24 protein-coding genes and 1 pseudogene are annotated in these 25,408 nt (G+C 64.9%); 15 read left to right on the forward strand and 10 right to left on the reverse strand.

Annotation, left to right across the window (positions count from 1 at the left end):
- The first annotated feature begins 25 nt into the window (after window positions 1-25).
- Complete coding sequence (locus VK92_RS15610) at window positions 26-1,282, forward strand: hypothetical protein (RefSeq protein WP_131723254.1); 1,257 nt, start codon at window positions 26-28, stop codon at window positions 1,280-1,282.
- A gap of 261 nt (window positions 1,283-1,543) precedes the next feature.
- Here VK92_RS15610 and VK92_RS15615 read toward each other — a convergent pair whose 3' ends face one another.
- Both VK92_RS15615 and VK92_RS15620 read right to left on the reverse strand, forming a co-directional pair.
- A complete protein-coding gene (locus tag VK92_RS15615; protein WP_048028113.1) occupies window positions 1,544-2,041 on the reverse strand; it encodes a hypothetical protein in 498 nt (165 codons plus the stop codon).
- 260 nt (window positions 2,042-2,301) lie between these two features.
- Window positions 2,302-2,946 (reverse strand): hypothetical protein, encoded by a 645-nt coding sequence (locus VK92_RS15620; protein ID WP_048028115.1) that lies wholly within the window; start codon window positions 2,944-2,946, stop codon window positions 2,302-2,304.
- Between the two features lie 511 nt (window positions 2,947-3,457).
- Between VK92_RS15620 and VK92_RS15625 the strand changes: the two are divergent.
- Window positions 3,458-4,897 (forward strand): annotated as a pseudogene (locus VK92_RS15625) (dihydroxyacetone kinase family protein); the annotation flags it as partial.
- Between the two features lie 33 nt (window positions 4,898-4,930).
- Here VK92_RS15625 and VK92_RS39030 read toward each other — a convergent pair.
- From VK92_RS39030 to VK92_RS15640, 3 genes are all read right to left on the reverse strand, one after another.
- Entirely contained in the window at window positions 4,931-5,401 is a 471-nt protein-coding gene (locus VK92_RS39030; protein WP_131723255.1) for a hypothetical protein, read from the reverse strand.
- Window positions 5,402-5,459: 58 nt separating this feature from the next.
- On the reverse strand, window positions 5,460-5,747 hold the full coding sequence (locus tag VK92_RS15635; RefSeq protein WP_021160733.1) for a DUF1330 domain-containing protein: 288 nt from the start codon (window positions 5,745-5,747) through the stop codon (window positions 5,460-5,462).
- A 213-nt stretch (window positions 5,748-5,960) separates the two neighbouring features.
- Complete coding sequence (locus VK92_RS15640; RefSeq protein ID WP_048028117.1) at window positions 5,961-6,821, reverse strand: FAS1-like dehydratase domain-containing protein; 861 nt, start codon at window positions 6,819-6,821, stop codon at window positions 5,961-5,963.
- Between the two features lie 321 nt (window positions 6,822-7,142).
- Between VK92_RS15640 and VK92_RS15645 the strand changes: the two genes are divergently transcribed.
- The 8 genes from VK92_RS15645 to VK92_RS43420 all read left to right on the forward strand — a co-directional run bounded on the left by VK92_RS15645 (window position 7,143) and on the right by VK92_RS43420 (window position 14,226).
- Complete coding sequence (locus VK92_RS15645; protein ID WP_048028119.1) at window positions 7,143-7,622, forward strand: MarR family winged helix-turn-helix transcriptional regulator; 480 nt, start codon at window positions 7,143-7,145, stop codon at window positions 7,620-7,622.
- Complete coding sequence (locus VK92_RS15650; protein WP_048028121.1) at window positions 7,619-9,751, forward strand: FUSC family protein; 2,133 nt, start codon at window positions 7,619-7,621, stop codon at window positions 9,749-9,751. Before VK92_RS15645 ends, VK92_RS15650 begins: the two co-directional genes overlap by 4 nt.
- A gap of 34 nt (window positions 9,752-9,785) precedes the next feature.
- Window positions 9,786-9,998, forward strand: coding sequence for a DUF1656 domain-containing protein (locus VK92_RS15655; protein WP_027792190.1), 213 nt, complete (start codon window positions 9,786-9,788; stop codon window positions 9,996-9,998).
- 2 nt (window positions 9,999-10,000) lie between these two features.
- Window positions 10,001-10,978 carry an efflux RND transporter periplasmic adaptor subunit gene (locus VK92_RS15660; RefSeq protein WP_048028123.1) on the forward strand — a complete coding sequence of 326 codons (978 nt, stop codon included), beginning with the start codon at window positions 10,001-10,003 and terminating at the stop codon, window positions 10,976-10,978.
- Complete coding sequence (locus VK92_RS15665; RefSeq protein ID WP_048028125.1) at window positions 10,975-12,510, forward strand: efflux transporter outer membrane subunit; 1,536 nt, start codon at window positions 10,975-10,977, stop codon at window positions 12,508-12,510. Before VK92_RS15660 ends, VK92_RS15665 begins: the two co-directional genes overlap by 4 nt.
- A 268-nt stretch (window positions 12,511-12,778) precedes the next feature.
- Complete coding sequence (locus VK92_RS15670; RefSeq protein ID WP_021163659.1) at window positions 12,779-13,204, forward strand: TOBE domain-containing protein; 426 nt, start codon at window positions 12,779-12,781, stop codon at window positions 13,202-13,204.
- 99 nt (window positions 13,205-13,303) lie between these two features.
- Entirely contained in the window at window positions 13,304-13,894 is a 591-nt protein-coding gene (locus tag VK92_RS15675; protein ID WP_048028128.1) for a nitrogen fixation protein NifQ, read from the forward strand.
- Between the two features lie 173 nt (window positions 13,895-14,067).
- A complete protein-coding gene (locus VK92_RS43420; RefSeq protein ID WP_311769297.1) occupies window positions 14,068-14,226 on the forward strand; it encodes a hypothetical protein in 159 nt (52 codons plus the stop codon).
- Window positions 14,227-14,448: 222 nt separating this feature from the next.
- Here the strand turns inward: VK92_RS43420 and VK92_RS15685 are convergent, their stop codons facing one another.
- Window positions 14,449-15,510, reverse strand: a complete 1,062-nt coding sequence (locus tag VK92_RS15685) for a DMT family transporter (RefSeq protein WP_048028130.1) — start codon at window positions 15,508-15,510, stop codon at window positions 14,449-14,451.
- Window positions 15,511-16,011: 501 nt separating this feature from the next.
- Complete coding sequence (locus tag VK92_RS15690) at window positions 16,012-16,674, reverse strand: ProQ/FinO family protein (protein WP_021163663.1); 663 nt, start codon at window positions 16,672-16,674, stop codon at window positions 16,012-16,014.
- A gap of 757 nt (window positions 16,675-17,431) precedes the next feature.
- On the opposite strand from VK92_RS15690, the gene VK92_RS15695 reads away from it, so the two are divergent.
- Entirely contained in the window at window positions 17,432-18,016 is a 585-nt protein-coding gene (locus VK92_RS15695; RefSeq protein WP_048028132.1) for a DUF2889 domain-containing protein, read from the forward strand.
- Window positions 18,017-18,150: 134 nt separating this feature from the next.
- Here VK92_RS15695 and VK92_RS15700 read toward each other — a convergent pair whose 3' ends face one another.
- Both VK92_RS15700 and VK92_RS15705 read right to left on the reverse strand, forming a co-directional pair.
- Window positions 18,151-18,642 (reverse strand): flavodoxin family protein, encoded by a 492-nt coding sequence (locus tag VK92_RS15700; protein ID WP_048028133.1) that lies wholly within the window; start codon window positions 18,640-18,642, stop codon window positions 18,151-18,153.
- A gap of 188 nt (window positions 18,643-18,830) precedes the next feature.
- Entirely contained in the window at window positions 18,831-19,484 is a 654-nt protein-coding gene (locus VK92_RS15705; protein WP_048028135.1) for a TetR/AcrR family transcriptional regulator, read from the reverse strand.
- An 83-nt stretch (window positions 19,485-19,567) separates the two neighbouring features.
- Here VK92_RS15705 and VK92_RS15710 point away from each other — a divergent pair, with 83 nt between their 5' ends.
- Window positions 19,568-20,692 (forward strand): MBL fold metallo-hydrolase, encoded by a 1,125-nt coding sequence (locus tag VK92_RS15710; RefSeq protein ID WP_048028137.1) that lies wholly within the window; start codon window positions 19,568-19,570, stop codon window positions 20,690-20,692.
- A 125-nt stretch (window positions 20,693-20,817) separates the two neighbouring features.
- Window positions 20,818-21,834, forward strand: a complete 1,017-nt coding sequence (locus VK92_RS15715) for an AraC family transcriptional regulator (RefSeq protein WP_048028138.1) — start codon at window positions 20,818-20,820, stop codon at window positions 21,832-21,834.
- 505 nt (window positions 21,835-22,339) lie between these two features.
- Here the strand turns inward: VK92_RS15715 and VK92_RS41815 are convergent.
- Window positions 22,340-22,642 carry a hypothetical protein gene (locus VK92_RS41815; protein WP_131723256.1) on the reverse strand — a complete coding sequence of 101 codons (303 nt, stop codon included), beginning with the start codon at window positions 22,640-22,642 and terminating at the stop codon, window positions 22,340-22,342.
- 998 nt (window positions 22,643-23,640) lie between these two features.
- On the opposite strand from VK92_RS41815, the gene VK92_RS15720 reads away from it, so the two are divergent.
- On the forward strand, window positions 23,641-24,336 hold the full coding sequence (locus VK92_RS15720) for a ParA family protein (RefSeq protein ID WP_011350423.1): 696 nt from the start codon (window positions 23,641-23,643) through the stop codon (window positions 24,334-24,336).
- Window positions 24,329-25,360 carry a ParB/RepB/Spo0J family partition protein gene (locus VK92_RS15725; RefSeq protein ID WP_048028140.1) on the forward strand — a complete coding sequence of 344 codons (1,032 nt, stop codon included), beginning with the start codon at window positions 24,329-24,331 and terminating at the stop codon, window positions 25,358-25,360. The genes VK92_RS15720 and VK92_RS15725 overlap by 8 nt, the downstream gene beginning before the upstream one ends.
- The last annotated feature ends 48 nt before the right edge of the window (window positions 25,361-25,408 follow it).

Here is a 25,408-nt window from a genome sequence, read left to right on the forward strand (position 1 = left end):
TACGGAACACCGACCGCAGTGAGAAGTGCTCCGCAAGGTCGCCCTGGAAGCGTTGCTGACCACTGTCCGTCAGCTTCGGGTATGTTTCTCAGCGACCAGCTTCGTAGAAGAACAAGTCGAGGGCCAAACGACAATGAGCAAACAGCTTTCCATCCGCTATCCCTTCGAGGGCCATCCCGCGCCCCTCCAGGTGGTCGGACTTTTCAGCTTTCTACCGGATGCCTACCTCAAGCTGTTTGGTATGTCCGTTCAGGCTTCGTTCGACGACGCCGGCCTAGGGCATTTGTACCGGCGTTTGACGCGTAAAACTCAGAACCCATCCAACGAGAAGCGCATCATGAAAACGCTCGGCGAGCTTCTGAGCAAGCTTGAGGCGCCAGGGAACTCGCCAGCGTTCCTTGCTGACCTGAAGCTGGCCATCGACGGCTGCGAGCAAGCCAAACAACGCGTCGACAATCTGACCTTTGTCGAGACTGCACTCCTCAGCTTTGGCACGGAGCCCCGCTCGTGGCAACGCCGGCACTGTCACCGGGTCTTGCTGGAACGTTCGGGCCGGTACGCTCAGCACCTATTCGCGATTGGAGACTCGTCAGGTGCCGTCGACTACATATCTGCGCACCCTCTGTTGAAGGCACTGCTTTGGCCGGAGGCCGCGGAGGCACTGCACAAGGCCTCGGATATGGATGCATTGCGCCCGCTGACTTCTGCCATGTCCCTGGATGCTCACCTGGGCTGGCTAGCTGCATGGGACCTCGATTCCGCCGATAAGCGAGGCCTACCGGCACCTCAATTTGCAAACCTGATTCCATCAAAGACGCAACCAGGCCGCAACCCAACCAGCTTGCTTTTCGACGAACTGAAGCGGCGGGTAGGCGTGACCTCGGTAGCTGATGTGCTCGACAAGGGTCAAAGCGTTCCCGATGTGGAGATAGGGACGCTTTACAGATGGAGTTCGGGGAAGCATTTTCCCGACACCGGAACTGTGTCAGCCTTGATGGCTGCGTATGGACTCGACAAAGACCCGGAAGACATCCTGTATCAGCAGTACGGTGCCGCGAAGGTCGTCAATTTGATAGCCTACATGTGCCAAACCATCGCGACCAAAACGCGCGAGCATGGCGAACCATCAGCCTTTTGGCCATGGCCAGCCTACCCTTTCGGCCACTCCGACTTCGAGTCTTGGGCGGCCGCTCGCTACCCATTCTGGTTGGACTTCCAACGCAAAAATGGTGCTGCCCTCACCAAACTGGCGAGGACAGCGCACGGCAAGAAAATCCTGTAGCGTGGGCGCTTACTTGCCCTTGCCTGGAGTGTTGTTGCCGCGGCCGCCGCCGGAAGGATTGCCCGTGCGGCTCGGCCAGTTCGGATTGTTCGTGTCGACGTTAAAGGTGTTCATGTGGTTCTCCTGTTGGTTAGGTCGGGTAGTTCCGACGGCTCAACTATCGCCATCACCAGGAGAACAAGCTATGGCAATGTTTTGCCAAATTCCGCGACGGCAACCCTGCAGAGGCAGTTCGCTACCAAGCTCCCGGCCTCCAGGGAATCAGCAACTCCGCAGCGCCACGGCACCGTTGGTCGCCGCGTACTGGAACATCGACCGCATGAAGGCATACAACGTGTAGAAGGTATCGTTCGTGAACGACTGAGCACACTGGTCCCACCTGTCGAAGTCGGCAACGAGCTTCGCGGATGCGATTGCGCCGATAGTTCCGGCATGCTGTCCGTAGTGGATCAGTTCACCGAACGGGCCAATCCCGTCTGCGTCGAGATTCTCCCAGTAATAGCTGACCAATTCCGCCAGCTGATTGAGCCAGTTCCGATACTCGTGACGGTTGGTACTGACTCTGAACCACTGCTCCGCCTCGAACTCATAGCTGGCCCCGACTTCCAGTCCCTCTGCATTTTGAGGACAATCCGGATTGCCGGCCACCACTACAACGTCCTCCGAGCACGAGTCCTCGAGCGATGTTTCTTTGCAGTCGGAAACAACCCCAACATCAAGCTTCTTCAGCCCCGTCCAAGCTACAAAATAGACTCCCATACAACCTCGTAAATGTAGATGCCAAGCCTTCTGCCCGGCTGTACGCATCAGATAGTTCGATACGCCTGTGATCCGTCGCGCACTTGGTTACGTTTCAGTCGATGCCTCAAGGGTTCACCATACGTTGCTACCTTGAAGGGGCGTTTGATATAGCAAGCAACGTGCGGCATGTCGACACATACGAGCATGCATTGCTTGTCTCGATAAGTAATGCGCGGTCGTCGACCGCGCATCATGTAGAGAGTGCTAAATAGAACTGCTCACGCTGCCGACGCAACAATCACCGGCGGCACAATCGATGGCCTTTCGTTGATGAATCGCTCGAGGCGCTTCGTCAGCATTGCGTTGACCAGCACGCGCCGCAAGGGGACGCCCTCGATGTCGGTCGTAGCTTGCTTCTGCATGAGGCCACTGCCTGCCACCGTTGCCAAGCTATGCCATGTGTGCCAAGTCGGTTCACAGTCTGGCGTCCGAAAAACTTCGTTACTCAGTTTTTCCTCCGGAATTTCGTGGGCACAGAAGGTCACGTCCCACCCAGCACCAGCGTCAATCTTGAACGCAATCGGAACACGCTTAGCCTGCTGCCACATCTTGATGGCGCGCCAAATCTCCGGGTCCGTCATTTCGGCAAGCCAGTAGACCTGCAGGCCCCTGAGCTGCATTCGGATAGTCATTAGCATGCCGCTGCTCAACTGCACCCGACCAAAGCCGAAATTGGACCGCCCTTGATTCGACGAAAGATAGTCGTAGTCCTCCATCGATATCGGACAGGTCAACACAGGAATATTGCCGGGCATACCCGCTGCCTGCTTCCACTTCCAGTGCATCGGGAACGACTGCAACTCCTCCAGGGTTCCAATTGACACGGCTCGTTCACCGCCACTAAATCTGCGAATACCTTGCATTGCTATTTCCTAGTAGTTTTGAGAGAGGTATTGCCACGCAACGAATTGCGTAGCTCGGGTACGTTTGTCACCGCGCACTTGCGCAGCAACGTGTTCCCGTTACCGTATAGATCGATCGAGAGCGCATGCCGAAGTCAGTAAACTCACTTGCAAGAAACAGCATTTCTTGTGCAACCACGAGAAGAAGACTCACGTTCGCGCAAAGCTCTGCGTACAAGATGAAAGGGCAAGTACCCACGACGCCATCGCAGGGTCCAGCGTGAACATCGCCCAGCACCCGTGGAAGCTGAGAGCTGAGGTGCGAGGGAGATAGCCACCTTCGAGCGCTCGCGTGGGAGGGCTTCCCGGAGGAATAGACGCGCGCTGAGCAAATCTCGAGACCTGAGGCAGGGCCAACGGGCACGAGGAGGCCTTGGATGTTGTGCATTGCACAACGAATTTCTGCAAAGAAGCAGACTTTGTTGTACGTGAACGATGCGTTCTTCATTCGAGCAAACTTTGTTGTACACCCATACTCGCCGCGATCCGCGCCAGCGCGGGCCCGAACGGCGCACTGCTGATCGTGAAGAACTACACGGGCGACCGGCTCAATTTCGGGCTCGCCGCCGAGCTCGCGCGTGCGGAAGGCATTCCGGTCGAGACGGTGATCGTCGCCGACGACGTCTCGCTGCGCGGCCGCGTCGAGCGCGGCCAGCGGCGCGGGATCGCCGGCACCGTGCTGATCCACAAGCTCGCCGGCGCGGCTGCCGCGCGCGGGCTGCCACTCGCACGCGTCGCGGCCATCGCGCGCGACGCGGCGGCCGAGCTGGGCACGATGGGCGTCGCGCTCGACGGCTGCACGATCCCCGGCGCCGACAAGTCGGGCTTCAGCCTTGGCGATCACGAGATCGAACTCGGCCTCGGCATCCACGGCGAGAAAGGCGTCGAACGCCGCGCGCCGCTGCCGGCCGATGCGCTGGCCGACACGCTGCTGTCGAGCATCGTCGCCGATCTCGTGCTCGACCGCGGCGAACGCGTCGCGCTGTTCGTCAACGGCCTCGGCGCGACGCCGGACATGGAACTCGCCATCGTGCTGCGCGCCGCGCACGACAACCTGACGCGGCGCGGCATCGTCGTCTCACGCGCGTGGGCCGGCACGTTCCTGTCGGCATTGAACATGCCCGGCTGCTCGATTTCCGTGCTGCGGCTGAACGACGAACGCGCGGTGCTGCTCGACGCGCCGACGCAGGCGCGCGCATGGCCGGGCGGCGGCGCGGTGAATACGCAGATCCGCGTGGCCGCGGCCGCTGCGCAAGAAGCGCCGCTGCCGCCGCTCGATGCGACCGGCCGCGCGTGGGCCGCGCGCCTGCAACCGGCACTGCACGCGGTCGCGCAGACGCTGATCGATCATGAGCAGACGCTGACGGACCTCGATGCGGCCGCCGGCGACGGCGATCTCGGTGCGAGCATGCTGCGCGCCGCACAGGCGATCCTCGCGCTGCCGGAAACCGCATACGGCTCGCCGGCCGGCGTACTCGCGGCGCTCGGCGCCGCGTTGCGCCGCGCCATCGCCGGCAGCTCGGGGCCGTTTTATGCGACCGCGCTGCTGCGCGCATCGCGCCGGCTGGCCGATGTCGCCGAGCCGTCGGCACGCGACTGGGCCGCGGCGTTCCACGGCGCGGTGGATTCGATCAGCGAACTGGGCGGCGCGCACGCCGGCGACCGGACGATGCTCGATGCGCTGGTGCCGGCCGTCGCGGCATTCGAACGAGCGCTCGACAACGATCGCGATCCCGCGGGCGCATGGGCGGCGGCGGTCGAAGCCGCCGAGCGCGGTGCCCAGGAAACCGCGCAGATGACGCCGCGCGCGGGGCGTGCGAGTTATCTCGGCGAGCGCGCGATCGGCTCGCCGGATGGCGGTGCGGTGGCGGTGTCGTACTGGTTGCGCGCGTTGCAGCCGCACGTGCGATAAGCGGTGGCGGCAGGTTGATGCGGGCGGCCCGCATCAACCTGCCGCGCGCGTCCCGGTTCGCCCCGGCAACAGCGCGGCGCCGATTGCGGCCGCGCCGAAACCCGCGAGCCAGCACCAGTAGCCGATTGCATCGAGATGAACCGGCTCGACCCCGCCGGCTTCATTGACGACGATCCGATGCTGCGTCAGGAAGCTCAACCCGAACAGCAGCGCGAGCCCGGCCAGCGCGAGCGCCTGCGTGCGCCGGCGCTTCGCGATCAGCCACCAGGCCGCGAACACGAGCGGGTTCGCGAGCCACGCGAAGATGCCGAAGAAAAGGCCCATCCAGCCGGTCAGCAGCACCTGCCAGCCGTCGGCCCATGGATGCGGATCGGGTGCGCCCGTGCGGAACGGCGCGGTAAACATGGCGACCAGATAGAGCACGACGCTGATCGCGAGCAGCACGGTCGTGGCGCGGCCCATCGGCGGTCGGACGGTCGCAGTGGCGGGGTTCGATGTGTTCATGGGCGTGCCGGGCGTCCGGCGTCGCAGCGCGCCGCCGGAAGCGCCCGTTGCGGGTCGTTCAGACGCCCTCGACCAGCACGGCGCGATAGCGCGCGCCCTTGAAACGATGCTGGACGACGTCCTGGTATTCGGGGCCGTGATACCACGCGTGCGCGGCTTCCTTCGACGGAAACTCGACGATCACGACACCTTCCGGGCCTTCGCCCTCCAGTGTTTCCTGCGGGCCGTAAGCGGCGAGCACCTTGACCGGATGCCCGGCGAGCGTCGCGCCGACCTTGCTCTGGTAGACGTCGAGTTCGTGCTGGTCCTGCGTGCTTTCACGTGTAAACACAATGTAGGTGGCCAAGATACGTGCTCCTGATGCGATGCGTGGAAGGTGGAAGGGCCGGCCGCGCGCCGCACCGTCCGGCACGACGGCACGCGGCCTGCTCGCAGCTTACAGCGGTTTCGCGACAAGCGCCGGGGCCCGCCCGCATGCCCGCCCGAGCAGCTGCGGCGGGCACCATCGGTCGTCCGCGTACGGCTCCTGCCACGTCGCGGACGAACCGAACGGCGCCCGTCACGCGACGGTCGCGGTGGCCTGCATCGTCAGCCAGCCGTCGCGATCCTTCGCCCACAGCTCGATCGTCTTGCCGTCGTCCGACGGCTTGCCGCACAGCGTGAACGGCTCCCCGTCGAACGTCGGGCGCACCGCGCGGAACGCAAAGCTCGCGAGCACGGCATCGGGCCGTTCGCGCCGCACGAGGTCGACGAGCAGCGTCGCGATCAGCGGGCCGTGCACGACGAGCCCCGGATAACCCTCCTCCTGCGTCACGTAGCTTCGGTCGTAGTGGATGCGGTGGCCGTTGAAGGTCAGCGCCGAATAGCGGAACAGCAGCACCGCGTCGGCCGTGACCGTGCGCGACCACGCGTCGCCTGCCGGCGCCGCGATCGGCTTCGGCACGGGTGCGCCCGGCTGCGGCGCATCGCGATAGACGATGTCGTGCTCCTCCTCGACGCACAGCACGCCGTCGCACTCGATCCGGTGCTGCACCGTCACGAAGACGAGCCGTCCGCTGCGGCCCGTCTTGTCCTCGAGGTTCACGATCGTCGATTCGCGTATCGCGCGCCGTCCGGTGCGCAGCGGCGCATGGAACGTCAGGCGGCCGCCGGCCCACATGCGGCGCGGCAGCGGCACGGGCGGCAGGAAAGCGCCGCGCTTCGGGTGGCCGTCGGGGCCGACTTCGGCCAGCGGCGCGACAGGCAGGAAATAGAGCCAGTGCCACATCGGCGGCACGACGTCGCCGGGCGACGGGCGGTCGAGCGTGGCGGCCAGCGCGTTCAGCGGGAACGCGGTGATGTCGTCGCCGAGCGTTTCGGTCTTGCCGAGCCACGCGTCGAGCGACGCCGGGGCGGACGGCTGCGAGGATGGGGTGGACACGTGCGGAATCTCCGGGAGGCTTGCAACGGGTTCAATATGCACGCCGCGCACCGTTTCGCGAAGCCGGAATTCCCGAATCCCTTCCCGATTCCCGGCTTCGAACCCGCCTGTCCTGCCTCCCCCGCCACGTGGCCGCGCCGGACGGTTTTCGTCTGATCATTCGATCGCGGTCGCCGCGCGCGGGCCGGGCCGACATCCTTGCGGCTTGACCACCGCCGGCACGCCGCCTAAATTGCTTCAGACGGGCCGGCCACGACGTGTCATACGGGTGACAAAAACGATAGTTTGCTATCGAATTATTTTGCCCCTATCATCTCGCCCATGACCAATCTGCACGACCTCCGCCTCGCCGTCAGCAGCCTGCTCGTGCTGTCCGCGCGCAAGTGGCGCCGCACCAGTGACGGCGTACTGAACGCGTACAACGTGTCCGAGGCCTGCGCGACCCCGTTGCTGATCGCCGGGCGCCTCGGCGAAGGCGTGCGGCAAGGCACGCTCGCCGAACACGTCGGCATCGAAGGGCCGTCGCTCGTGCGCCTGCTCGACCAGCTGTGCGCGGCCGGCCTTGCGCGCCGCGACGAGGATCCGCACGATCGCCGCGCGAAGACGATCTCGCTGACGGCCGCCGGCCGCGCGGTCACCGCGAAGATGGAGGAAGACCTGCGCGTGCTGCGTGCGCAGGTGCTCAAGGGGGTCACGCGCGCTGATCTCGAAGCGACGCTGCGCGTGCTCGACGCATTCAATGCATCCGAATCGCCCACGCCCGCCGCGCGCGCATCCCGCACCGGCAACGCCACGTCATGACCTATCCGAGCCTTCGCGACTGGCTGTTCTCGGGCAAGACGTTCGCCGCGTCGATGCTGGCGCTGTACCTCGGCCTGTATTTCCAGTTGCCGCGCCCGTACTGGGCGATGGCGAGCGTCTACATCGTGTCGAACCCGTTCGTCGGCGCGACACGCTCGAAGGCGCTGTATCGCGCGCTCGGCACCGCGCTCGGCGCGGCTGCCGCGATCTTCTTCGTGCCGCCGTTCGTCGAGACGCCGCTGCTGTTCGCGATCATCGTCGCCACCTGGTGCGGCACGCTGCTCTATCTCGCGATCTCCGACCGCACCGCGCGCAGCTACGTGTTCATGCTCGCCGGCTATACGATGCCGCTCGTCGCGTTGCCGACCGTGACCGATCCGTCCACCGTGTTCGACGTCGCGATCGCGCGTACCGAGGAGATCGTGCTCGGCATCGTCTGCGCGAGCGTGGTCGGCAGCGCCATCTTCCCGAACCGGCTCGCGCCGACGCTGATCGAGCGTACCGATGCATGGTTCAAGGACGCCGCGTTCTACGGCCGCGAGACGCTGTCCGGGCACATTGCCGGCAAGGCGCTGTCCGCGTGCCGGCAACGACTCGCGGCAACCATCACGGGCCTCGAATTCCTGCTGAGCCAGCTGAGCTACGACCATGCGCATCCGCGCATCCTCGCGCGTGCGCAGGCGCTCGCGGGCCGGATGCAGTTGTTCCTGCCGCTGATGTCGTCGCTCGCCGATCCGTTGATCGCGCTGATGCGCGACCTGCATATCCGGCCGGCCGGGCTGGACGACCTGCTTGCCGATGCCGCGAAATGGTTCGACGCACCGTTGCCGGCCGTCAAGGCCGGCAACGACGGCGACATGACCGACGACCCGGTCGCGGAGCGCCTGCGCGAACGCATTGCCGCGCTGCAGCCGGCCGACGACGCGCTCGCGAGCTGGGACGGCGCGCTGCTGTCGAACGCGCTGTGGCGGCTGCGCCAGGTCATCGACATCTGGCAGGACTGCCGCTCGCTGCGCGCGCTGATCGGCAACGAATCGGGCGTCTGGCAGCCGCGCTACCGGCACTGGCGGCTCGGCGGCACCGAGCGCTTCTTCGATCGCGGGATGATGCTGTTCTCGACGCTGACCGTCGCCGCCGCGATCGTGTTCGCGAGCTGGCTGTGGATCGCGTCCGGGTGGCACGACGGCGCCGCGGCCGTCACGCTCGTGGCCGTGTCGTGCAGCTTCTTCGCCGCGCTCGACGAGCCGGCGCCGCTGGTGTTCAAGTTCTTCCTCGCGACGACCGCGAGCGTCGTGTTCGCGGGCCTGTACCTGTTCGTCGTGCTGCCGCACGTGCACGATTTCGCGATGCTCGTCGTGATGTTCGCGGGGCCGTTCATCCTGATCGGCACGCTGCTGCCGCGCCCGCAGTTCAACATGGTGACGATGCTCGTCGCCGTGAACACCGCCACCTTCATCAGCATCCAGGGTGCGTACGACGCCGATTTCTTCGTATTCCTGAACAGCAACCTCGCGGGCGTCGCCGGGCTGCTGTTCGCGTATGTGTGGACGCGTGCGACGCGGCCGTTCGGCGCCGAGCTCGCGGTGCGGCGCCTGCTGCGCTCGGGCTGGGAAGACGTCGTGCGCTCCGCGTCGACGCAGCCGCTCGACGACCAGCGCAACCACGCGTCACGGATGCTCGACCGCGTCACGCAGTTGCTGCCGCGCCTCGGCGCGTCCGACGACCACCGTCATCCGTCGATCGAAAGCTTCCGCGACCTGCGCATCGCACTGAATGCGCTCGACCTGCGCCGCTCGCGCCGCCGGCTGTCGGGCGACGTGCCCGACGCGATCGACCGCGTGCTGGCCGGCGTCACCGACCACTACGCACGCTGCGCGGCCGCGAACGCGCGCCAGCCGGCACCGCCCGCGCTGCTCGCGACGATCGACGACGCGCTGCAGCGCGTCGCGGGCCGCAACCTGCCGGGCGCCACGCCGGCGGAACACGGCGCCGCGCCCGCTGCGCCGGCCACGCCCGCCGCGCATCGCCGGCTGCGCGACACGCTGCACGCGCTCGTCGGCCTGCGCCTGTCGCTGTATCCGGCCGCGGCGGGGCAGCCGCCGCAGGCGCCCGACGGAGCACGCGCATGATCCCGCTTTCCCATCCGTCTTTCCGACCGCGACCATGATCGGCGAAATCGACATCTTCGGCGTATTCGTGCCGGCCCCGCTCGTGCTGATGCTGATCGCCTACCTGATCAACATCGTCGTGCGCGCCGTGCTCGAGCGCGTCGGCTTCTACCGCCTCGTCTGGCACCGTTCGATCTTCGACCTCGGCATCTACGTATTCGTGTTTGCCGCCGTCGTGATCGTTTCCCACCATCTCGTGGCTAGCTAACCGTGAAAAAAACCTGGCTCTCGGCAGGGCAAATCCTGCTTACCCTGATCGTCGTCGTCGTGGCGGCCGTCGTGCTGTGGCGCATCGTCAACTACTACATGTTCTCGCCGTGGACCCGCGACGGTCACGTGCGCGCCGACGTGATCCAGGTCGCGCCGGACGTGGCGGGCCTCATCACGTCGGTGCAGGTCGCCGACAACCAGGAGGTCAAGCGCGGCCAGGTGCTGTTTGTGATCGACCAGGCCCGCTACACGCTCGCGGAACGCCTCGCCGAAGCCACGCTCGCCCAGCGCCGCGCGACGCTCGCCCAGGCGAAGCGCGAATACGCGCGCAACCTGCAGCTCGGCAACCTGGTCGCGAGCGAACAGGTCGAGGAAAGCCGCACGCGCGTCGAACAGGGTGAAGCCGCCGTCGCCGATGCGCAGGTGTCGCTCGACACCGCGAAGCTGAACCTCCAGCGCACGACGATCGTCAGTCCCGTAGACGGCTACCTGAACGACCGCGCGCCGCGCATCGGCGAATACGTGCCGGCCGGCCGCGCGGTGCTGTCGGTCGTCGACCGCAATTCGTTCCGCGTCGACGGCTACTTCGAGGAAACCAAGCTGCGCGGCATCCACATCGGCCAGCCGGTCGACATCATCGTGATGGGTGAGCCGCATACGCTGCGCGGCCACGTGCAGAGCATCGTCGCCGCGATCGAGGATCGCGACCGCACGCAGGGTGCGAACCTGCTGCCGAACGTGAACCCGGCATTCAGCTGGGTGCGGCTCGCGCAACGCGTGCCGGTGCGCGTCGTGCTCGACGAAGTGCCCGACGATTTCCGCATGATCGCGGGCCGCACCGCGACCGTCTCGATGCGCGAAGCCGACACGCGTCGCAACGACAACGCAAAGCCGGCAGGCGCCGGCACGGCGTCGCCCGTCGCGCCGGGTTCGACGGCTTCCGCCACGGCCGCCCGCGCAGCAGGAGCATCGCAATGAAGCGGCATGGTCTGCGCCTCGCCGCGACGCTCGCACCGCTTGCGCTGGCACTCGGCGCGTGCAAGTCCGTCGGCCCCGATTACACGCTGCCGCAGCAGGCGTACGTGAATGCGCCGCTCGCGAACCACGCGCTCGACGACGCGAACGGCACGCTCGTGTCGCGCGACGCCGTGCCCGGCAACTGGTGGCAGCTCTACGACGATCCCGTGCTCAACGCGCTCGTGCGCGATGCACTGAAGTCGAACACCGACCTGCGCGTCGCCGCGGCCAACCTCGCGCGCTCGCGCGCGGCGCTGGAAGTCGCGAGCCAGCAGGGCGGCTTCTCGGGCGGCGCGGAAGCCGCCGTGCAGCGCGCGCAGGAATCGGCCGAGCAATACCTGCTCGAGAACAAGCTGCCGGTCGTCAACGAAGGCGCGGTCGGCATCAATGTGTCGTACGAGATCGACCTCTTCGGCAAGCTGCGGCGCGGCGTCGAAGCCGCGCGCGCGGACAGCGAGGCCGTCAGGGCCGCCGGCGACCTGGCACGCATCACGGTCGTCGCCGACGTCGTGCGCGCGTACGTCGAATCGTGCTCGGCCGGCGACGAGCTGGCCGTCGCGAAGCAGTCGCTCGCGCTGCAGAAGCAGCGCGTCGCGCTGTCGCAGCGGCTGCGCGATGCCGGGCGCGGCAACCAGACCGACGTGACGCGCGGCGTGACGCAGGTGCGCACCCTCGCCGCCGACATCCCGCGCTTCGAAGGCCGCCGCAAGGTCGCGCAATACCAGCTCGCCGCGCTGCTCGCGCGCTCGCCGGCCGACCTGCCGAAGGCCGTCGCCGAATGCGAGCGCCTGCCGAAGCTGCGCCAGCCGATTCCGATCGGCGACGGTGCCGCGCTGCTGCGCCGCCGCCCGGACGTGCGCGAAGCCGAGCGGCAACTCGCTGCCGCGACCGCGCGCATCGGGGTGGCAACCGCCGCGCTGTACCCGTCGATCAGCATCGGTGCGTCGGCCGGCTCGGTCGGTGTCGCTGCCGACCTGTTCTCGTCCAACACGAATCGCTGGTCGTTCGGCCCGCTGATCAGCTGGTCGTTCCCCGTCAACGGCCAGCGTGCGCGAGTGCGCGAAGCCGAAGCCGCGACGGGCGGCGCGCTCGCGCACTTCGACGGTGTCGTGCTGAACGCGCTGCGCGAGACGCAGTCGAGCCTCGCAACCTACGCGGCCGACGTGCAGCGCACGGAAGCACTGCGCACGGCTTATGAATCGGCACGCAGTTCCGCCGACGAAACGCATCGTCTCTATATGGCCGGCCGCGAGTCGTTCATCTCCGACCTCGACGCGACGCGCACGCTGACGAGCGTGCAGGCGCAGGTGGCGGCAGCCGAAGGCCAGGTCGCGGCCGACCAGGTGCGGCTCTTCCTCGCGCTCGGCGGCGGATGGGATGACGATGCGGCATCCGCATCCGACGCGTCGAAACAGATATCGAAACAGACGCCGAAGCCGGCACCCGCAAGCGGTGCATCGGCGGCCTCGGCCGCCGTGACCGCAGCCGAGTAACCTGCCGGTGAAGAACGGGAAGCGCGTTTGCCGCGCTATGCGCGCCATCCGCTGATCAGCTCGCCGGGTGACGCGCGCGCGGCCAGCCTGGGCTCGCCGGAAGCGTCCAACGAATGGCACCCCGGGCAGCCGCGCGACCGTGCGCAACCGGAATGCCGGGCATCGCAAACCCGAGCCGCAATGGGCCGGCATTGAAGGTAAACTCGTCCGCGCTTTTCCCGTCTTTTACTCGCCGCCCGCCGGGCGGTTCATTTTCCGGAGATCCATCATGCGAACCAGCGCCCGCAACCATTTCGCCGGCCAGGTCAGCGCCGTCAAGGCCGGTGCCGTCAACGACGAAATCACGCTCCGGACGCAGGACGGCCTCGACATCGTCGCCGTGATCACCCACGGCAGCGCGGCTTCGCTGGGCCTCGCGGCCGGCTCGAAGGCGTTCGCACTCGTGAAGGCGTCTTCGGTCATCGTGATGGTCGACGTCGACAGCAGCAAGGTGTCGGCCCGCAACTGCGTCGCGGGCACCGTATCGTCGGTCACGAAAGGCGCGGTCAATTCGGAAGTCGTGGTCAAGGCCGCGGGCGGCGCCGAGATCGTCGCGATCGTCACCAACGACAGCGTCGATCGCCTCGGCCTCGCGAGCGGCACGGCTGCGTCCGCGATCTTCAAGGCATCGAGCGTGATCGTCGGCGTCGAGTGAACGCGTGACGATCGTGATGGCGATGGCGATCCGTTCGGCACCGCGCATTCGTGCGGATCATGCGGATCGCACCGTGCGGCTGTTGCGCCGATGCCTACGATGACCGCCGCGTTCGATGACGCTCGACAACGGGCGCTGCAGTCGCTGCTGTCCGCAGCCGCAAACGCCGACACGCCCGACGCACGCCTGTTCGGCGCGCTCGTTGCGGCACGTGCGCGCCGCGACGAACTCGGGCTGCTCGGCCTGTCTCATCCGCAACTGGCCGCCGTGCTGGCGCGGCAGTTTCCGCGCCTGCCTGCGGCCGACGCCGCGGCGCTCGTGCCAACGGCCGCGATAGCACTGCTGCCATCCACTCACGCCGCGTTCGTCGCGACGCTGCACGCGCGGCTGATGGACGACGCGAATCCCGCCGTCGACCGCGACGACGCCGGCTATCTCGCGTCGATCATCGCGCACGCCTGCCTGCGCCCCGATCATCTGTGGCGCGATCTCGGGCTCGACGGGCGCGACGCGGTATCCGCGATGCTCGATCGCTATTTCCCCGCGCTTGCCGCACGCAACGTCACTCACCTGCGCTGGAAAAAATTTCTCGCGCAGGAAGTGGCCGCATCGCTCGATGTGGCGCCGGGCCCCGCGCCAGGGTGCCCGGGCTGCGAGGATTTCGGCTTCTGCTTTCCTCAAGCGCGATAATCGCCACCGTAGCCCGTGCTGCCGATTCGATTCGTCGCATCGCCATCCGAAGCATCCGCGTTGGCCGGCGTTGCGGCCGCCCAGCCTGCCATCGTGCGGCTCCGAAGCCGCCTCTCGCTTCTACGCAAAACCGGGGTTCGCTGAAACCTGGCACGACCGCGGCTCGCGGCTGGATGCACATCGAGCGCCGCGCCCCGTTGCCGGAATTCCATCCGTACCGCAAATCCAATGCGGCGACGAGTTGGTTCAGTCGCCGCTTCCGGTTCGCGAACTTCCGCACGCTCTTCGACGACGTGCCAGCAGCGGGCATTCCCGAACAAACGACCGGTTGACCGCGCGTGCACCGGCCCAAGCGCGAAGCCTGAGGCGGCAGGGTTGACGCACCGATCGATCCGGACGGATTGCCGCCCCGGTCGATCCAGAGCGAACGCCCGGCTCGCCCCCGTTGTTGCGACCGCGCCCCGGCGGCACTGTCAACGGATGCGAGCGCGATGCCGTGCACGCCCCATAAACGGTTACCTTACGCGCCGCGTCGTCCGCCGTTCGTGGCGCGGTCAATGCCGGTGCCGGTGATGAATGTCCGGAAAATGCGCATGGCTGTGCGTGATCGGCAGATGCACGTGCGGATGCGTGTGCGGTTCGTTGCCGTCATACGTAAAGTCGTGCGCATGCTGGTGATGTTCGTCGTGCCGATGGCGGTGCGTGTGCTCGAGCCGCTCGTGCGTATGCGTGTGTTCATGCCGCTCGCGAACGTGCAGCCAGATACCGAGCGCCATCAGCGCGGCAGCGATCCAGAACGTCGCGGGCGGCAGCGCGGGCCAGATCAGCAGCGACAGCACGACGCCGAACAACGGCGCGACCGAGAAATACGCGCCCGTGCGCGCGCTGCCGAGATGACGCAGCGCGACGACGAACAGCACGAGGCTGATCCCGTAGCCGCCGAGCCCCGTCAGCATCGCGGCGGCCGTGACCGGGAGAGCCGGCAGCGTCGCGCCGGTCGCCAGCGCAATGCCGATGTTCACGGGCCCTGCAATCAGCCCCTTCACGCACGCGATGACCATCGCATCGTTCGCGGCCACCTTGCGGGTCAGGTTGTTGTCGATCGCCCAGCACAGGCATGCGCCGACGATCAGCAACGCACCGACCGGCACACCGGCCCGGCCTGGCGTCCACGACAGCAGCGTGCCGCCGGCGACGATCGCGACCATCCCGAGGAACACCTGCGTATCCACGTTCTCGCGAAACACCACCCATGCGATGACGGCCGTCAGCACGCCTTCGAGATTGAGCAGCAACGCGCTCGTCGCCGCCGGCGTGCTCGATAGCCCGAGCATCAGCAAGGCCGGGCCGGCCACCCCGCCCGCCGCGATCGCGCCGGCCAGCCACGGCAGGTCGGCGCGCTGCAGCGGTGCGGCGTCTGAGGCCGGTGCGTGACGGTTGTGCAGGCGGCGAAGCAGGATACCGATACCGAGCCCGATGCCGCTGCCGAGATAGAACAGGCCGGCGACCATGAACGGCGACATCGCGCCGATCAGCGCCTTGGCAAGCGGTGTCGCGGCGCCGAACAGCGCGGCAGCGGTGAGCGCGACGAGAATCGCGGAATGTCTCGAGTGCATGATCCGGACTGGATTGACGTTGAATGGCGCCGGTAGCGGCTTCGGGTTGTGTCGCGGTTGGCGTTCAGTACCTTTCTGAATGCAAGCTGCATCGTACCGGTCAACTTGCGCACGAACTGACGTGCGCCGGCGAGATTATCGCGCGTCAACGTGTCAGGACGAACGGGCGCGAACGCTCGCATGCCGTGTCGATGCTTCCGGCATTGCGAAATTTCAGGAAACCGAATTAACTGAATGACACGTCGTCGCGTTCCAGACATGCGTACCGTCCACGCGCAAACGACACGGTCGAGATATCGCGCATGCAGCAACGATCGACGAACTTTCTTCGTCCGGTCGCAGGGTCTGTTCGAGGCGGGATAGATAAGGACCCGGCGCGTCAGGCGCCGGTGGGAGGAGTCCTGACCCGCCTCTGTCGAGGCAGGTCAGTCAGTCGTGCGTTCGCCGCAGGCGATGTGCATGCGGATCAGCGCCGTGCGGCATGCAGCCGCGCGCTGCCGGTTACTCGTTTCCAGCCGTTTGCTGCTCGACCTGCGGCACGGCGTCGGCTTGCGCTTCCACGTTCGCCGGTTGCGGCTCGGCGGCCGCCTCGGCCTGCTGCTCGGCCTTCGGCTGCTGCTGCGCGCCCTTGGCCGATTGCGCCGCGCCCTTGCCGGGGCGGCGAGCCTTCAGCCGGCGCGCCCGCGCTGCGTCGTCATGCGTGACGCGCCCTGCTTCGTTGCCCTGCAGGTCGACCCGCACGGCATCTTCGACGAGGCACGACCAGTAGCGGTTGCCGCGGCACCACGTCGACATCGCTTCACGCAGTTCGGCTTCGTTGAGCCCGACGGCCTGTGCTTCGCGCGCGAGGTCGTCCCAGATGCCGACCTTGAGCGGCACTTTGGGGGCCGGATTCTTCGGGAATGCACGCGGAAACTTACGCTGCAGTTTGCCGATCGCAACGATGACCGGATCGACCGGCGCCGACGGCTTCGCCGATGCAGGCTTCGCGCGATGCGGTGCTTTGCCGCCGGCCGCAGCCGGTTTGGCGCCACGCTGCGGCTGGTCGCCGGACTTCGGCTTCGCGCCGGTGTCCGCCGGCGCTGCCGGCCGCTTCGCGTTGCGCTCCTGCTTGGCCTTCGCTGCGAGCTGCGCCCGCAATTCGGCAAGTTGTTCAAAACCCATAAATTCAATCCACCAGGAATATAAGGTGTGGTTCGTGCGGTCACACCGCGCGGCGCACCCGCTTCGCCGCCATGCGTGCGACCCGTCTGCCGCCGAGGCGGAACACTGCGGGGCCGCATCGCGCACGCCACTCTGTTTTCAGGCACCCGGCCACGATGCCGGACAAGGCAGGAGTGGAAGTATACCGGTACGCGCGACGGCCGGTTGACTCACTGGTCTGCATTGGCGCGATTCGGGGCACCGGAAATGCATCCGGACGGTCGTGTTGCGCATTATATGGATACGCCTCAGGAAGTCACGTCGTTCACCCTCGTCGGCGGAAATCGGGGCCATCTTGCGCGCCGAGATTGCCTCGCCGGCGGCACTGGCCGACGCCCCATGCGAGATATGCCGCCTTCGGCGCGCAGCCCCCGATCGTGCCGCATCGATGCGCCGCGAATCTCGGTCGCCATTCGTGATCCCGGGCGGCGCCGTCGGTAACGTGCGAATCGACGATTGCGCCAATGTGAAGCGCCCGGCGACAGATCGGCGCGTGTGTGCCGACATGCGAATGCCTCCGTCGATCGCATCGATACCCCTACTCGAATCGTTGCGTCCGCATCGATCCCGTCGCGTACGAAGATGCCGAAAAGTGCGTAGTATGGCCGGATCGATGTCGGCGGCGGTATCCCTCGGCCCCTTTCGCTGCGCACCGGGCCAGCCGTCGAGATCTCGCTTGCCGGCGAAAAGAACCGGTTGCACGAAACGGAGCAGATACATGGTTCCCCCACACGACATCCCGCACGACGGCATCACGCGCGAGGAAATACACCACCGGCAGATCGACATGCGCGGCTATCGGCGCAGCGACGGCCGGTTCGAAGTAACAGCCTGCCTCGCGGATCGCAAGACTTTCGATTTCACACCGCCAGGCGGCACCCGGACGGTCGCTGCGCTGTCGCCGATCCACGACCTCGGCGTGACACTGGTCTTCGACGCCGACATGATCGTCCGCGCCGTATCAACGTTCCTCCGGTCGCATCCGTATGCGCAGTGTCCGGGTGGCGGCGACTCGCTGCAGGCGCTCGTCGGACTGAGCATCGGCGCCGGCTGGAACAGCGAGGTTCGCAAGCGCCTGCCGTCCTGCGATACGTGCACGCACCTGAAGGAATTGCTCGGCCCGATCGCCACCACGGCCTATCAGACGATGGTCGGCATGCGGAAGTCATCGCTCGAGGAGCGCGATAGCGACGGAAAGCCGCTCAAGATCGACAGTTGCCATGCATATGGCGCATCGCGCGATCTGGTGAAACGTCTTTGGCCCGAATACCACCGGCCTTCGACGCCGGCAAAAGGCAGCTGAGCGCCAGGCAGTCGCGCCAGTCCAGTGCCAGCACCGCAGGATCGGTACCGCACCGGTGTGCACGCGTCATGTGCACGAACGTAATTCGGTCCGGCCTCACGCCGACCGGCCGGCGCTGTCGGCGGCCTGCGTGATCAGAAAACGCCCAGTGCAAGTCCCGCTGCAAGACCGGCGCCCAATTCGGCGCAGCGCGCGAGATCGTCGCCGTCGATCGTCTTGGCCGCGAGGATGCGTTCCGGCGTCTGCGCGTGCGTACAGACGATCAGGCCCGGCGCCACGTTCTTCAGCCGCCAGCCTGTCGCGATCCGGTCGATCTGGCGCAAGGCGTTCTGTCCATCGCTTCCCGCGCAGATCATCGCCGCATACGGGCGGCCGTTCACACGATCGAGCGCCGCGTAGTAGCAGCGGTCGAAGAAGTCCTTCATCAGCCCGGACATCGCCGCGAGATTCTCAGGTGTCGCAAACAGATAGGCATCGGCGTCCAGCACATCGTCTGCGCTCGTCGCGTCCGCGCGCTGCAGCCTGACGTCGACGCCGGATTGCTCGCGCGCCGCGCCGGCAGCCGCTTCGGCCATCTGTTGCGTGCCTCCGGTCATCGTGTGATAGACGATCAACAGTGTCTTCATGCGTCGTCACTCGCGTTCGGCTTCAGGTAAGCCGGCGGCATCGCCGGGTTCCGCTGGATGGCCAGCGATCATATGAGGCGGTTCTGCATCCGTGGAACTGCCGGTTTGCCGACGCGTCATGCCAGGGCGCGCATCGAACATGCACATTGTGCCGGCCTCGCTTTGCGCATGATCGACCGGATGCACGATCAGTCCGCTGCGGCACGTGATGCGTCGGGGTCTTCCGGTCGCGCGTAGTACGCGAGAAACATGTCTGCGGCTGATTCCGCGACTTTTTGTTGCTCCGGCGCCGCGAGTGGCGGCTGGCCCATCGTGATCTGCGGCCAGAACGCGAATGCCTTCACGACACCGTGCAGCTGATGCGCGGCAAACACCGGATCGGTGACCGACAGGCGTCCGGCCGCTGCGGCCGTTCGCACCCAGACCGTCATGTCTTCCTCGCGCTCGCCGAGACGCTCGACCATGTCGCGCGCGCGTTCCGGCGAATGGATGGCCGCACCGATCGCGACACGTGCGAGCGCGAGAAATGCCTCGTCGCCGAGCAGGCGCATTTTGCGCTCCAGCAACGCGAGCAATTGCTCGCGCAGCGGCACGTCGGGACGGTAAGTTGGCGAACTGCCGGTTCGGGTCGCATCCCACAATTTTTGCAGGATCGCGGCGAACAGCGTTTCCTTGCCCGGAAAGTGGTTGTAGACCGTGCGTTTCGACACGTCCGCGCGCGCGGCGATTCGGTCCATGCTGGTCGCGTCGTAACCCGACGCGAGAAATTCCTCGATGGCCGCGTCGACGATGGCCGTGCGCTTTCGATCGGTCAGGCGCTGAGGGGGAGTGCTGGTATCCATTCGGAAATTTTACACCGCGTAGTTTACTTATCCCAAAAATAAACTACACTGTTTAGTGTACTTTATTCTCCGGACGAACCCACATGGCATCGCCTCTCGTTTTGATTCATCGCATTCTGGGTCTTGCGGCCGCCCGACGCGGCCGCGTGCTGTCTGGCGGCTCGCCGCAGCACAATGGCGAGCGCTTCAGCAATGTCGCGCCCCGGCCGGCCGAGGGGTTGGGCAAGACACTCGGCATCGCGTGGAACATGTTGTTCAACAAGCCGCGCCATACCGTGCCCGCAGGGGTGCTGCCGGTCGATTCGCTGACCCGCGCGGAACTCGACGCGGCCCCCGATCGCAGCCTGTACCGGCTCGGCCATTCAACGCTGCTGCTCAAGCTGCGCGGCGAATTCTGGCTGACCGATCCCGTCTTTGCCGAGCGCGCGTCGCCGTTTCGTCGCGTCGGCCCGAAGCGTTTTCATGCGCCTCCGATCGCACTCGAAGATCTTCCGCCGCTGCGCGGCGTGATCCTGTCGCACGATCACTACGATCACCTCGACCGCGACACGGTGCTCGCGCTCGCGGCAACCACCGGGGTGTTCGTGACAACGCTGGGTGTCGGCGACCGCCTGATCGAGTGGGGAATCGACGCGAAGAAAGTCCGTCAGCTCGACTGGTGGCAGAGTGTCGACGAGGCCGGCTTGACGCTGACCGCCACGCCTGCCCAGCATTTTTCCGGGCGCAGCCTGTTCGATGGCAACAGCACGCTGTGGGCATCCTGGGTCATCGTCGACGACGACTTGCGCGTGTTCTTCAGCGGCGACACGGGCTACTTCGATGGTTTCCGGACGATCGGCGAGCGCCTCGGGCCGTTCGACGTCACGCTGATCGAAACAGGCGCATACGATGCGCAATGGCCGTACGTCCACATGCAGCCGGAAGAAACCGTGCAGGCGCACATCGATTTGCGCGGTCGCTGGCTGGTCCCGATCCACAACGGCACGTTCGATCTCGCGATGCACCGCTGGCAGGAACCGTTCGAGCGCGTTACGGCGCTGGCGATCGTGCGTGGCGTCGAATTGTCGACGCCCAGGATGGGCGAGCGCCTCGCTCTGGCCGAGCCGCACCGCGGCGAGCGGTGGTGGCGCACGGTGGACGAGCGCGTGCCATCCGTTGCCACGAAATCGCGCCGCTGGTCGCTTTGCGCGTCGCAAACGGCGAAGTAGGCCCACCGGACGTTGCGCATTTTCCCGGGAGCGCGGCAATGCCGCGCCTCCGGGAAGTTCGTTTCCGGCGTACCTGCATGTCGATGGGCCGCGCCTGTAGACCCGATTACCCGAGTAGAGAAGTCATGCATCCGGCACCTGTCCAATACTCCCCCGGCCAACAGGTCGACACCGCCCCCCTCGCTGCATTCAATCGCGTCCCTCCCCGATCGACCCGCCAGAGCCGGGAGAGCGACCTGCGGCTGACACTCGCAGAACGCGTCGCGAGGTGGACGGATGGAGTCGACCACCTCACCACGGCCATTCCGAACCTGAGCCTCCATCGAAGGGAAACACCGACGCAGCCGATGGGCTGCATGGTCGAGCCAAGCTTCGGGCTCGTCGTCCAAGGCACGAAGCGGATCATTCAGAGCGGCGATGTGTATCTATGCGATGCCAACCGTTTTCTGATCACGTCGCTCGACTTGCCCGGTTCAACGCAGGTCATCGAGGCCAGCCGCGAAACGCCGTTTCTCGGGATCGGGCTCAAGCTTGATTTTCGCGCCATGGCCGAACTGATGGCGCAGGTCGCACCGGATCACGAGGATGCCCCCGCAGGTCGCGGCCTCGTCGTCGGCGACATGACCGAACCGCTCTACGACGCAGTCAACCGGTTGCTGGCGTTGCTCGACGATCCCAACGCCATTGCAGTTCTCGCTCCGTACGTCGAGCGGGAAATCTACTACCGGCTGCTGGCGAGCGACCAGGGCGGCCGCCTGCGTCAGATTGCGTCCGCCGGCAGTCAGGGCAACCGCGTGTCGCGGGCGATCCAGTGGTTGCGAACCCATTACGACGAGTCGCTGCGAGTCGACGATCTGGCGACGCAGGTTCAGATGAGCAGTTCGACTTTCCATCACCACTTCCGCCAGCTCACTGGCATGAGTCCGCTGCAGTATCAGAAATGGATACGACTCAACGAAGCACGTCGGCTGATGCTGTCCGAGCGACTCGACGCCACGTCGGCATCGTTCCGGGTTGGATATGCGAGCCCGACCCAGTTCAACCGCGAATACAGTCGGTTGTTCGGCAATTCGCCGAGAAGAGATATCGATAACCTGCGCAGCGGAACGGATGTCGTTCTGTCGGTGGCGGCAACTTACTGATCGCCGGAGTTGTACCGAAGATGCAGGATGCCGATTTTGGCGGTATCCGCGGAATGGTTGGATCGGTTTCACACCTGATCCGGGCGAGTCACACGCTCGCAGCGGGACGCGCGCCTCTCGATTTCTTGCCGACTCAGGACTGATGGCTTGATGGCCGCCTGAGGACTTGCAATTGAGTATCGAGCGATTCGTGAGCTCCCCTCGGAGTCGGAAGTTTCGCCAACTTGCGATCAAAGCGCAGACACAAGCAGGTCGTCCCATACCGTTCTCATGAGCCGGTGATGACTTCGCCCCCTCTTCAACGACCAGGCCCCTTGACGGTCTCCCCGGCGCTCTGCCACAAACTCTTTGGTGCCGGGATTCTCGCGTCACTCTGTCATCCAACGAGTTGAGCAACCCATGCGCGTTGTCACGTGACAACTCGCGCCGATTATTGGCGCGGACACCCGATCAGAGACTCAACAGCGTGCCGTGGTGTATGTGATCCGCGGGAGTTTGATTTGTCTCAGATACCTGGCGGGGCCACATAAATTTCAAAAACTACATAATACGTATCAATAGATACAAATCGACGCATCTTTATACGAGCTGCCGGATGCAGGGCACGAAATGACCATGCGCCCCCATTTAAACGCGCGATCTTGTCGATATTGCGTGAAACAACATGAAGAATATTGCGCAACCGCTTGCTGGATAAGGATTTCCACGAACATCGAATTTCTTGAAATTGTTTCACGATCTGGCCCGTTTGAGCTATCGCGCGACCTTCAATCGCGGAGTTTGCCGCAAATCGACGCCTGGCACGCACGACCGTCGCGTGAAGGCTGAGACTGCGCTGGCGGGAACGGGGGTAGGCACGACAGAGCGTCGCCCTACCCTGCTGGCTAACGTTCGATGAAGATGCAACTGAGCGGTCCAGTTAAATGGGGTCACATCATGGACGCTTATGATATGCGGTTGGCTTGCTGTCCCAGTGAGGAGCTCCATCGTTTTGCAGGGGGTGTGAATGCAGATGGCCCACCACGATGGGAGCAGAATCTGCGATCAATCGATGCATCAAACTCTTCGATACAGTGTGTGCCGCCCGACGCGCAGGCCAGCGTGCCACTCAACGCACACGCGCCTCAAACAACACTCCAGTTGTCACGTGACAACTCAGCAAACAACCGCCCCGGAGAATCTCTTCGCGGCGAGCCAACAGCGACAAACCTCTCCTTTACCGATCTATCTGTTCATTCTCAGCGGAGTTCGGTCGCAACGGGGCTGACAATCGACCCAGAGCGGTCGTCACCGTCCGCTCTTGAGGCGATTGTCACGTGACAACTCACCTCGGCTGCGAGGTAGTCGCGCGAAACCAGCGATCGAACGTTGAAATAACTTCGCCGAGATCGTCACCGCGATCTGGCCAAAGATTCTTCGGTGTCTGAGTGCACCGGAAAGCACCAAATCTCTACGTCTTGTCACGTGACAACTGAGCTTCCCGACGACATTCTCCAAGCCGACCTACTGGAGTCACTGAGAGTTTTGCCAGAAATTTCGCAAGATCAATCGGCCAGCCTCCAGGCGTTAATCCGTCATCACTGTTAAAGCTCGTCGAACTTTCTATCGATCTTTGTACGTGATTTTCGAGCGATATCGTCAATTTTATTTTTACTCGATCACCGCCCATCGCTGACTCGTTAGCCATTCGGCTACTTGTCACGTGACAACCATCTTGATCATCAAGTCATACATTCCGTCGAAGGCTTTTTCTGGACATTTCGCTAATAACTGCATATATTACGCAAAACTCCGTGGAGAAATTTAATGGCTTTCAAGATCGCCGTCAGTAATCAAAAAGGTGGGACTGGGAAGACAACCATCTCCGTCAATATCGCGGCTGCGTTCGAAGCAGGCGGCAACAAGGTCGCCCTGATCGATGCCGACCCTCAAGGCACGTCCGTCCGGTGGGTAACGAGCGGCGAGAACACGCTGCCGATGACGGTACTCTCGCTGGCCCCAGCCGGCCGAGGCATTGGCGGCGAAATCAAAAAGCAAGACGCGAACTTCGATGTGATCGTCGTCGACTGTCCCGGCAACCTCGAAGATCCGCGAATCGCATCGGTACTCGAAGTTGCCGATTTCTGCCTTGTGCCGCTGTCGCCGTCGCCGGCCGATCTTTACAGCACCGTCGCGATGATCCGCATGATCGAATCGATGCGATCCGTCCGTAACCCAAATCTGTCTTCCGCATTAATGCTGAATAGCGTTAATGGAAAAACTAAAATGCGTGAAGAAATTTTAAAAATTCTAAGAGCAGAAGAAATAGGGGAGCATCTGCTCGACAGCCAGATCGCGCAACGCGAGGTCTACCGTCAGACGTTTGCGCTCGGCACCACGATCCATCATCACAATCGGTACCTGAAGGGCCTGAAAGAAGCCCGAGCGGAAATCGAAAAGCTGGTCACGGAAATGGCCCAATACATCGCGTCGACGCGCGCTACCGGAGCCGCCCATGGCTAAGGACACCTCGAAAGACAAGAAGCCGACCGGCAACCTGCATCTCGCAGCCGGCCTGCTGCGCGGGCTCGCGCAGGAAAATGCGGCACTCGAAACGCGGCTGCCCGAACCGGCGGCCGCACCGAACGCCATCGCCGAATCGGCGCCCGCCAGCGCCCCGACCGCGGCCGCACCCGCCGTCACGGCCGATCTTGGCGCGCCACAGAAGGTGCTGCTCAAGGATTGCATTCCGAACCCGTTCAACCCGCGCGTGTTCTACTCGGAGTCGAGCCTGCACGAGCTCGCCCTGACGCTGAAACGGGAAGGGCAGATCGAGCCGATCAAGGTGACGCGGCTGCCGGAGTTTCCCGGCAAGCTCGTCGTGATCGACGGGCAACGCCGGCTTCGCGCGACGAGCATCAACGGCGACGAAACCATCAACGCCACGTTCCGCACGGATCACACGCCCGAGCAGCTCTACACGATCGCGTATCGCGCGAACCACGACCACGAACGCCAGACGATCTTCGACGATGCGGTCGCGTGGAAGCGTCTCCTCGACGAGAAGGTCTTTTCCGACCAGAACACGCTGGCGGAAAAAATCGGCAAGGACAAGGCATCGATCAGCAAGACGCTGTCGCTCAACGCACTCCCGAACACACTCCTTGAACGGATGGCGAGCGCGAACGACGTGGTCGGCCTGCAGGCGGCGTATTTCCTGAAGCTGATCTTCGAACGCCTGGGCGAGCCGACGGCCGACCGGCTGCTGACGGCCGTGATCGACCGGAAAAAATCGGTTCGTGATCTCGAGAATTTCCTGCGTGCGCAGAGCGACGGCAGCAAGAAGGCAGGGCGCACCCGTTACAGCGTCCGGCATGACTTCGCGCTCGAATCGCAAGCGATCGGTCAGTTGAAGACCTATCCGGACGGCCGCCTGGATCTGCAGCTCAAGGGCGTCGACGCATCGCACCAGGAGGCGCTCGCCGACAAGCTGAAGACCGTCATCGACGCGTACGTTGCCGAGCTGGCAACGGCTACGCAAAAGTAACGCGCGAAAAGCAGAAGGCCTCGCATCCGCGTTGCATCGCGAAGCCGG

The sequence above is a fragment of the Burkholderia sp. LK4 genome (assembly GCF_001043615.1).
Lineage (GTDB): Bacteria > Pseudomonadota > Gammaproteobacteria > Burkholderiales > Burkholderiaceae > Burkholderia > Burkholderia cepacia.

Coding starts and splice junctions, on each gene's coding strand:
- VK92_RS15615 (WP_048028113.1), bottom strand. CDS start 2,041: ATGGGAGTCTATTTTGTAGCTTGGACGGGGCTGAAGAAGCTTGATGTT.
- VK92_RS15620 (WP_048028115.1), bottom strand. CDS start 2,946: ATGCAAGGTATTCGCAGATTTAGTGGCGGTGAACGAGCCGTGTCAATT.
- VK92_RS39030 (WP_131723255.1), bottom strand. CDS start 5,401: ATGAACACATCGAACCCCGCCACTGCGACCGTCCGACCGCCGATGGGC.
- VK92_RS15645 (WP_048028119.1), top strand. CDS start 7,143: ATGACCAATCTGCACGACCTCCGCCTCGCCGTCAGCAGCCTGCTCGTG.
- VK92_RS15650 (WP_048028121.1), top strand. CDS start 7,619: ATGACCTATCCGAGCCTTCGCGACTGGCTGTTCTCGGGCAAGACGTTC.
- VK92_RS15655 (WP_027792190.1), top strand. CDS start 9,786: ATGATCGGCGAAATCGACATCTTCGGCGTATTCGTGCCGGCCCCGCTC.
- VK92_RS15665 (WP_048028125.1), top strand. CDS start 10,975: ATGAAGCGGCATGGTCTGCGCCTCGCCGCGACGCTCGCACCGCTTGCG.
- VK92_RS15670 (WP_021163659.1), top strand. CDS start 12,779: ATGCGAACCAGCGCCCGCAACCATTTCGCCGGCCAGGTCAGCGCCGTC.
- VK92_RS15675 (WP_048028128.1), top strand. CDS start 13,304: ATGACCGCCGCGTTCGATGACGCTCGACAACGGGCGCTGCAGTCGCTG.
- VK92_RS43420 (WP_311769297.1), top strand. CDS start 14,068: ATGCACATCGAGCGCCGCGCCCCGTTGCCGGAATTCCATCCGTACCGC.
- VK92_RS15685 (WP_048028130.1), bottom strand. CDS start 15,510: ATGCACTCGAGACATTCCGCGATTCTCGTCGCGCTCACCGCTGCCGCG.
- VK92_RS15690 (WP_021163663.1), bottom strand. CDS start 16,674: ATGGGTTTTGAACAACTTGCCGAATTGCGGGCGCAGCTCGCAGCGAAG.
- VK92_RS15695 (WP_048028132.1), top strand. CDS start 17,432: ATGGTTCCCCCACACGACATCCCGCACGACGGCATCACGCGCGAGGAA.
- VK92_RS15700 (WP_048028133.1), bottom strand. CDS start 18,642: ATGAAGACACTGTTGATCGTCTATCACACGATGACCGGAGGCACGCAA.
- VK92_RS15705 (WP_048028135.1), bottom strand. CDS start 19,484: ATGGATACCAGCACTCCCCCTCAGCGCCTGACCGATCGAAAGCGCACG.
- VK92_RS15710 (WP_048028137.1), top strand. CDS start 19,568: ATGGCATCGCCTCTCGTTTTGATTCATCGCATTCTGGGTCTTGCGGCC.
- VK92_RS15715 (WP_048028138.1), top strand. CDS start 20,818: ATGCATCCGGCACCTGTCCAATACTCCCCCGGCCAACAGGTCGACACC.
- VK92_RS15720 (WP_011350423.1), top strand. CDS start 23,641: ATGGCTTTCAAGATCGCCGTCAGTAATCAAAAAGGTGGGACTGGGAAG.
- VK92_RS15725 (WP_048028140.1), top strand. CDS start 24,329: ATGGCTAAGGACACCTCGAAAGACAAGAAGCCGACCGGCAACCTGCAT.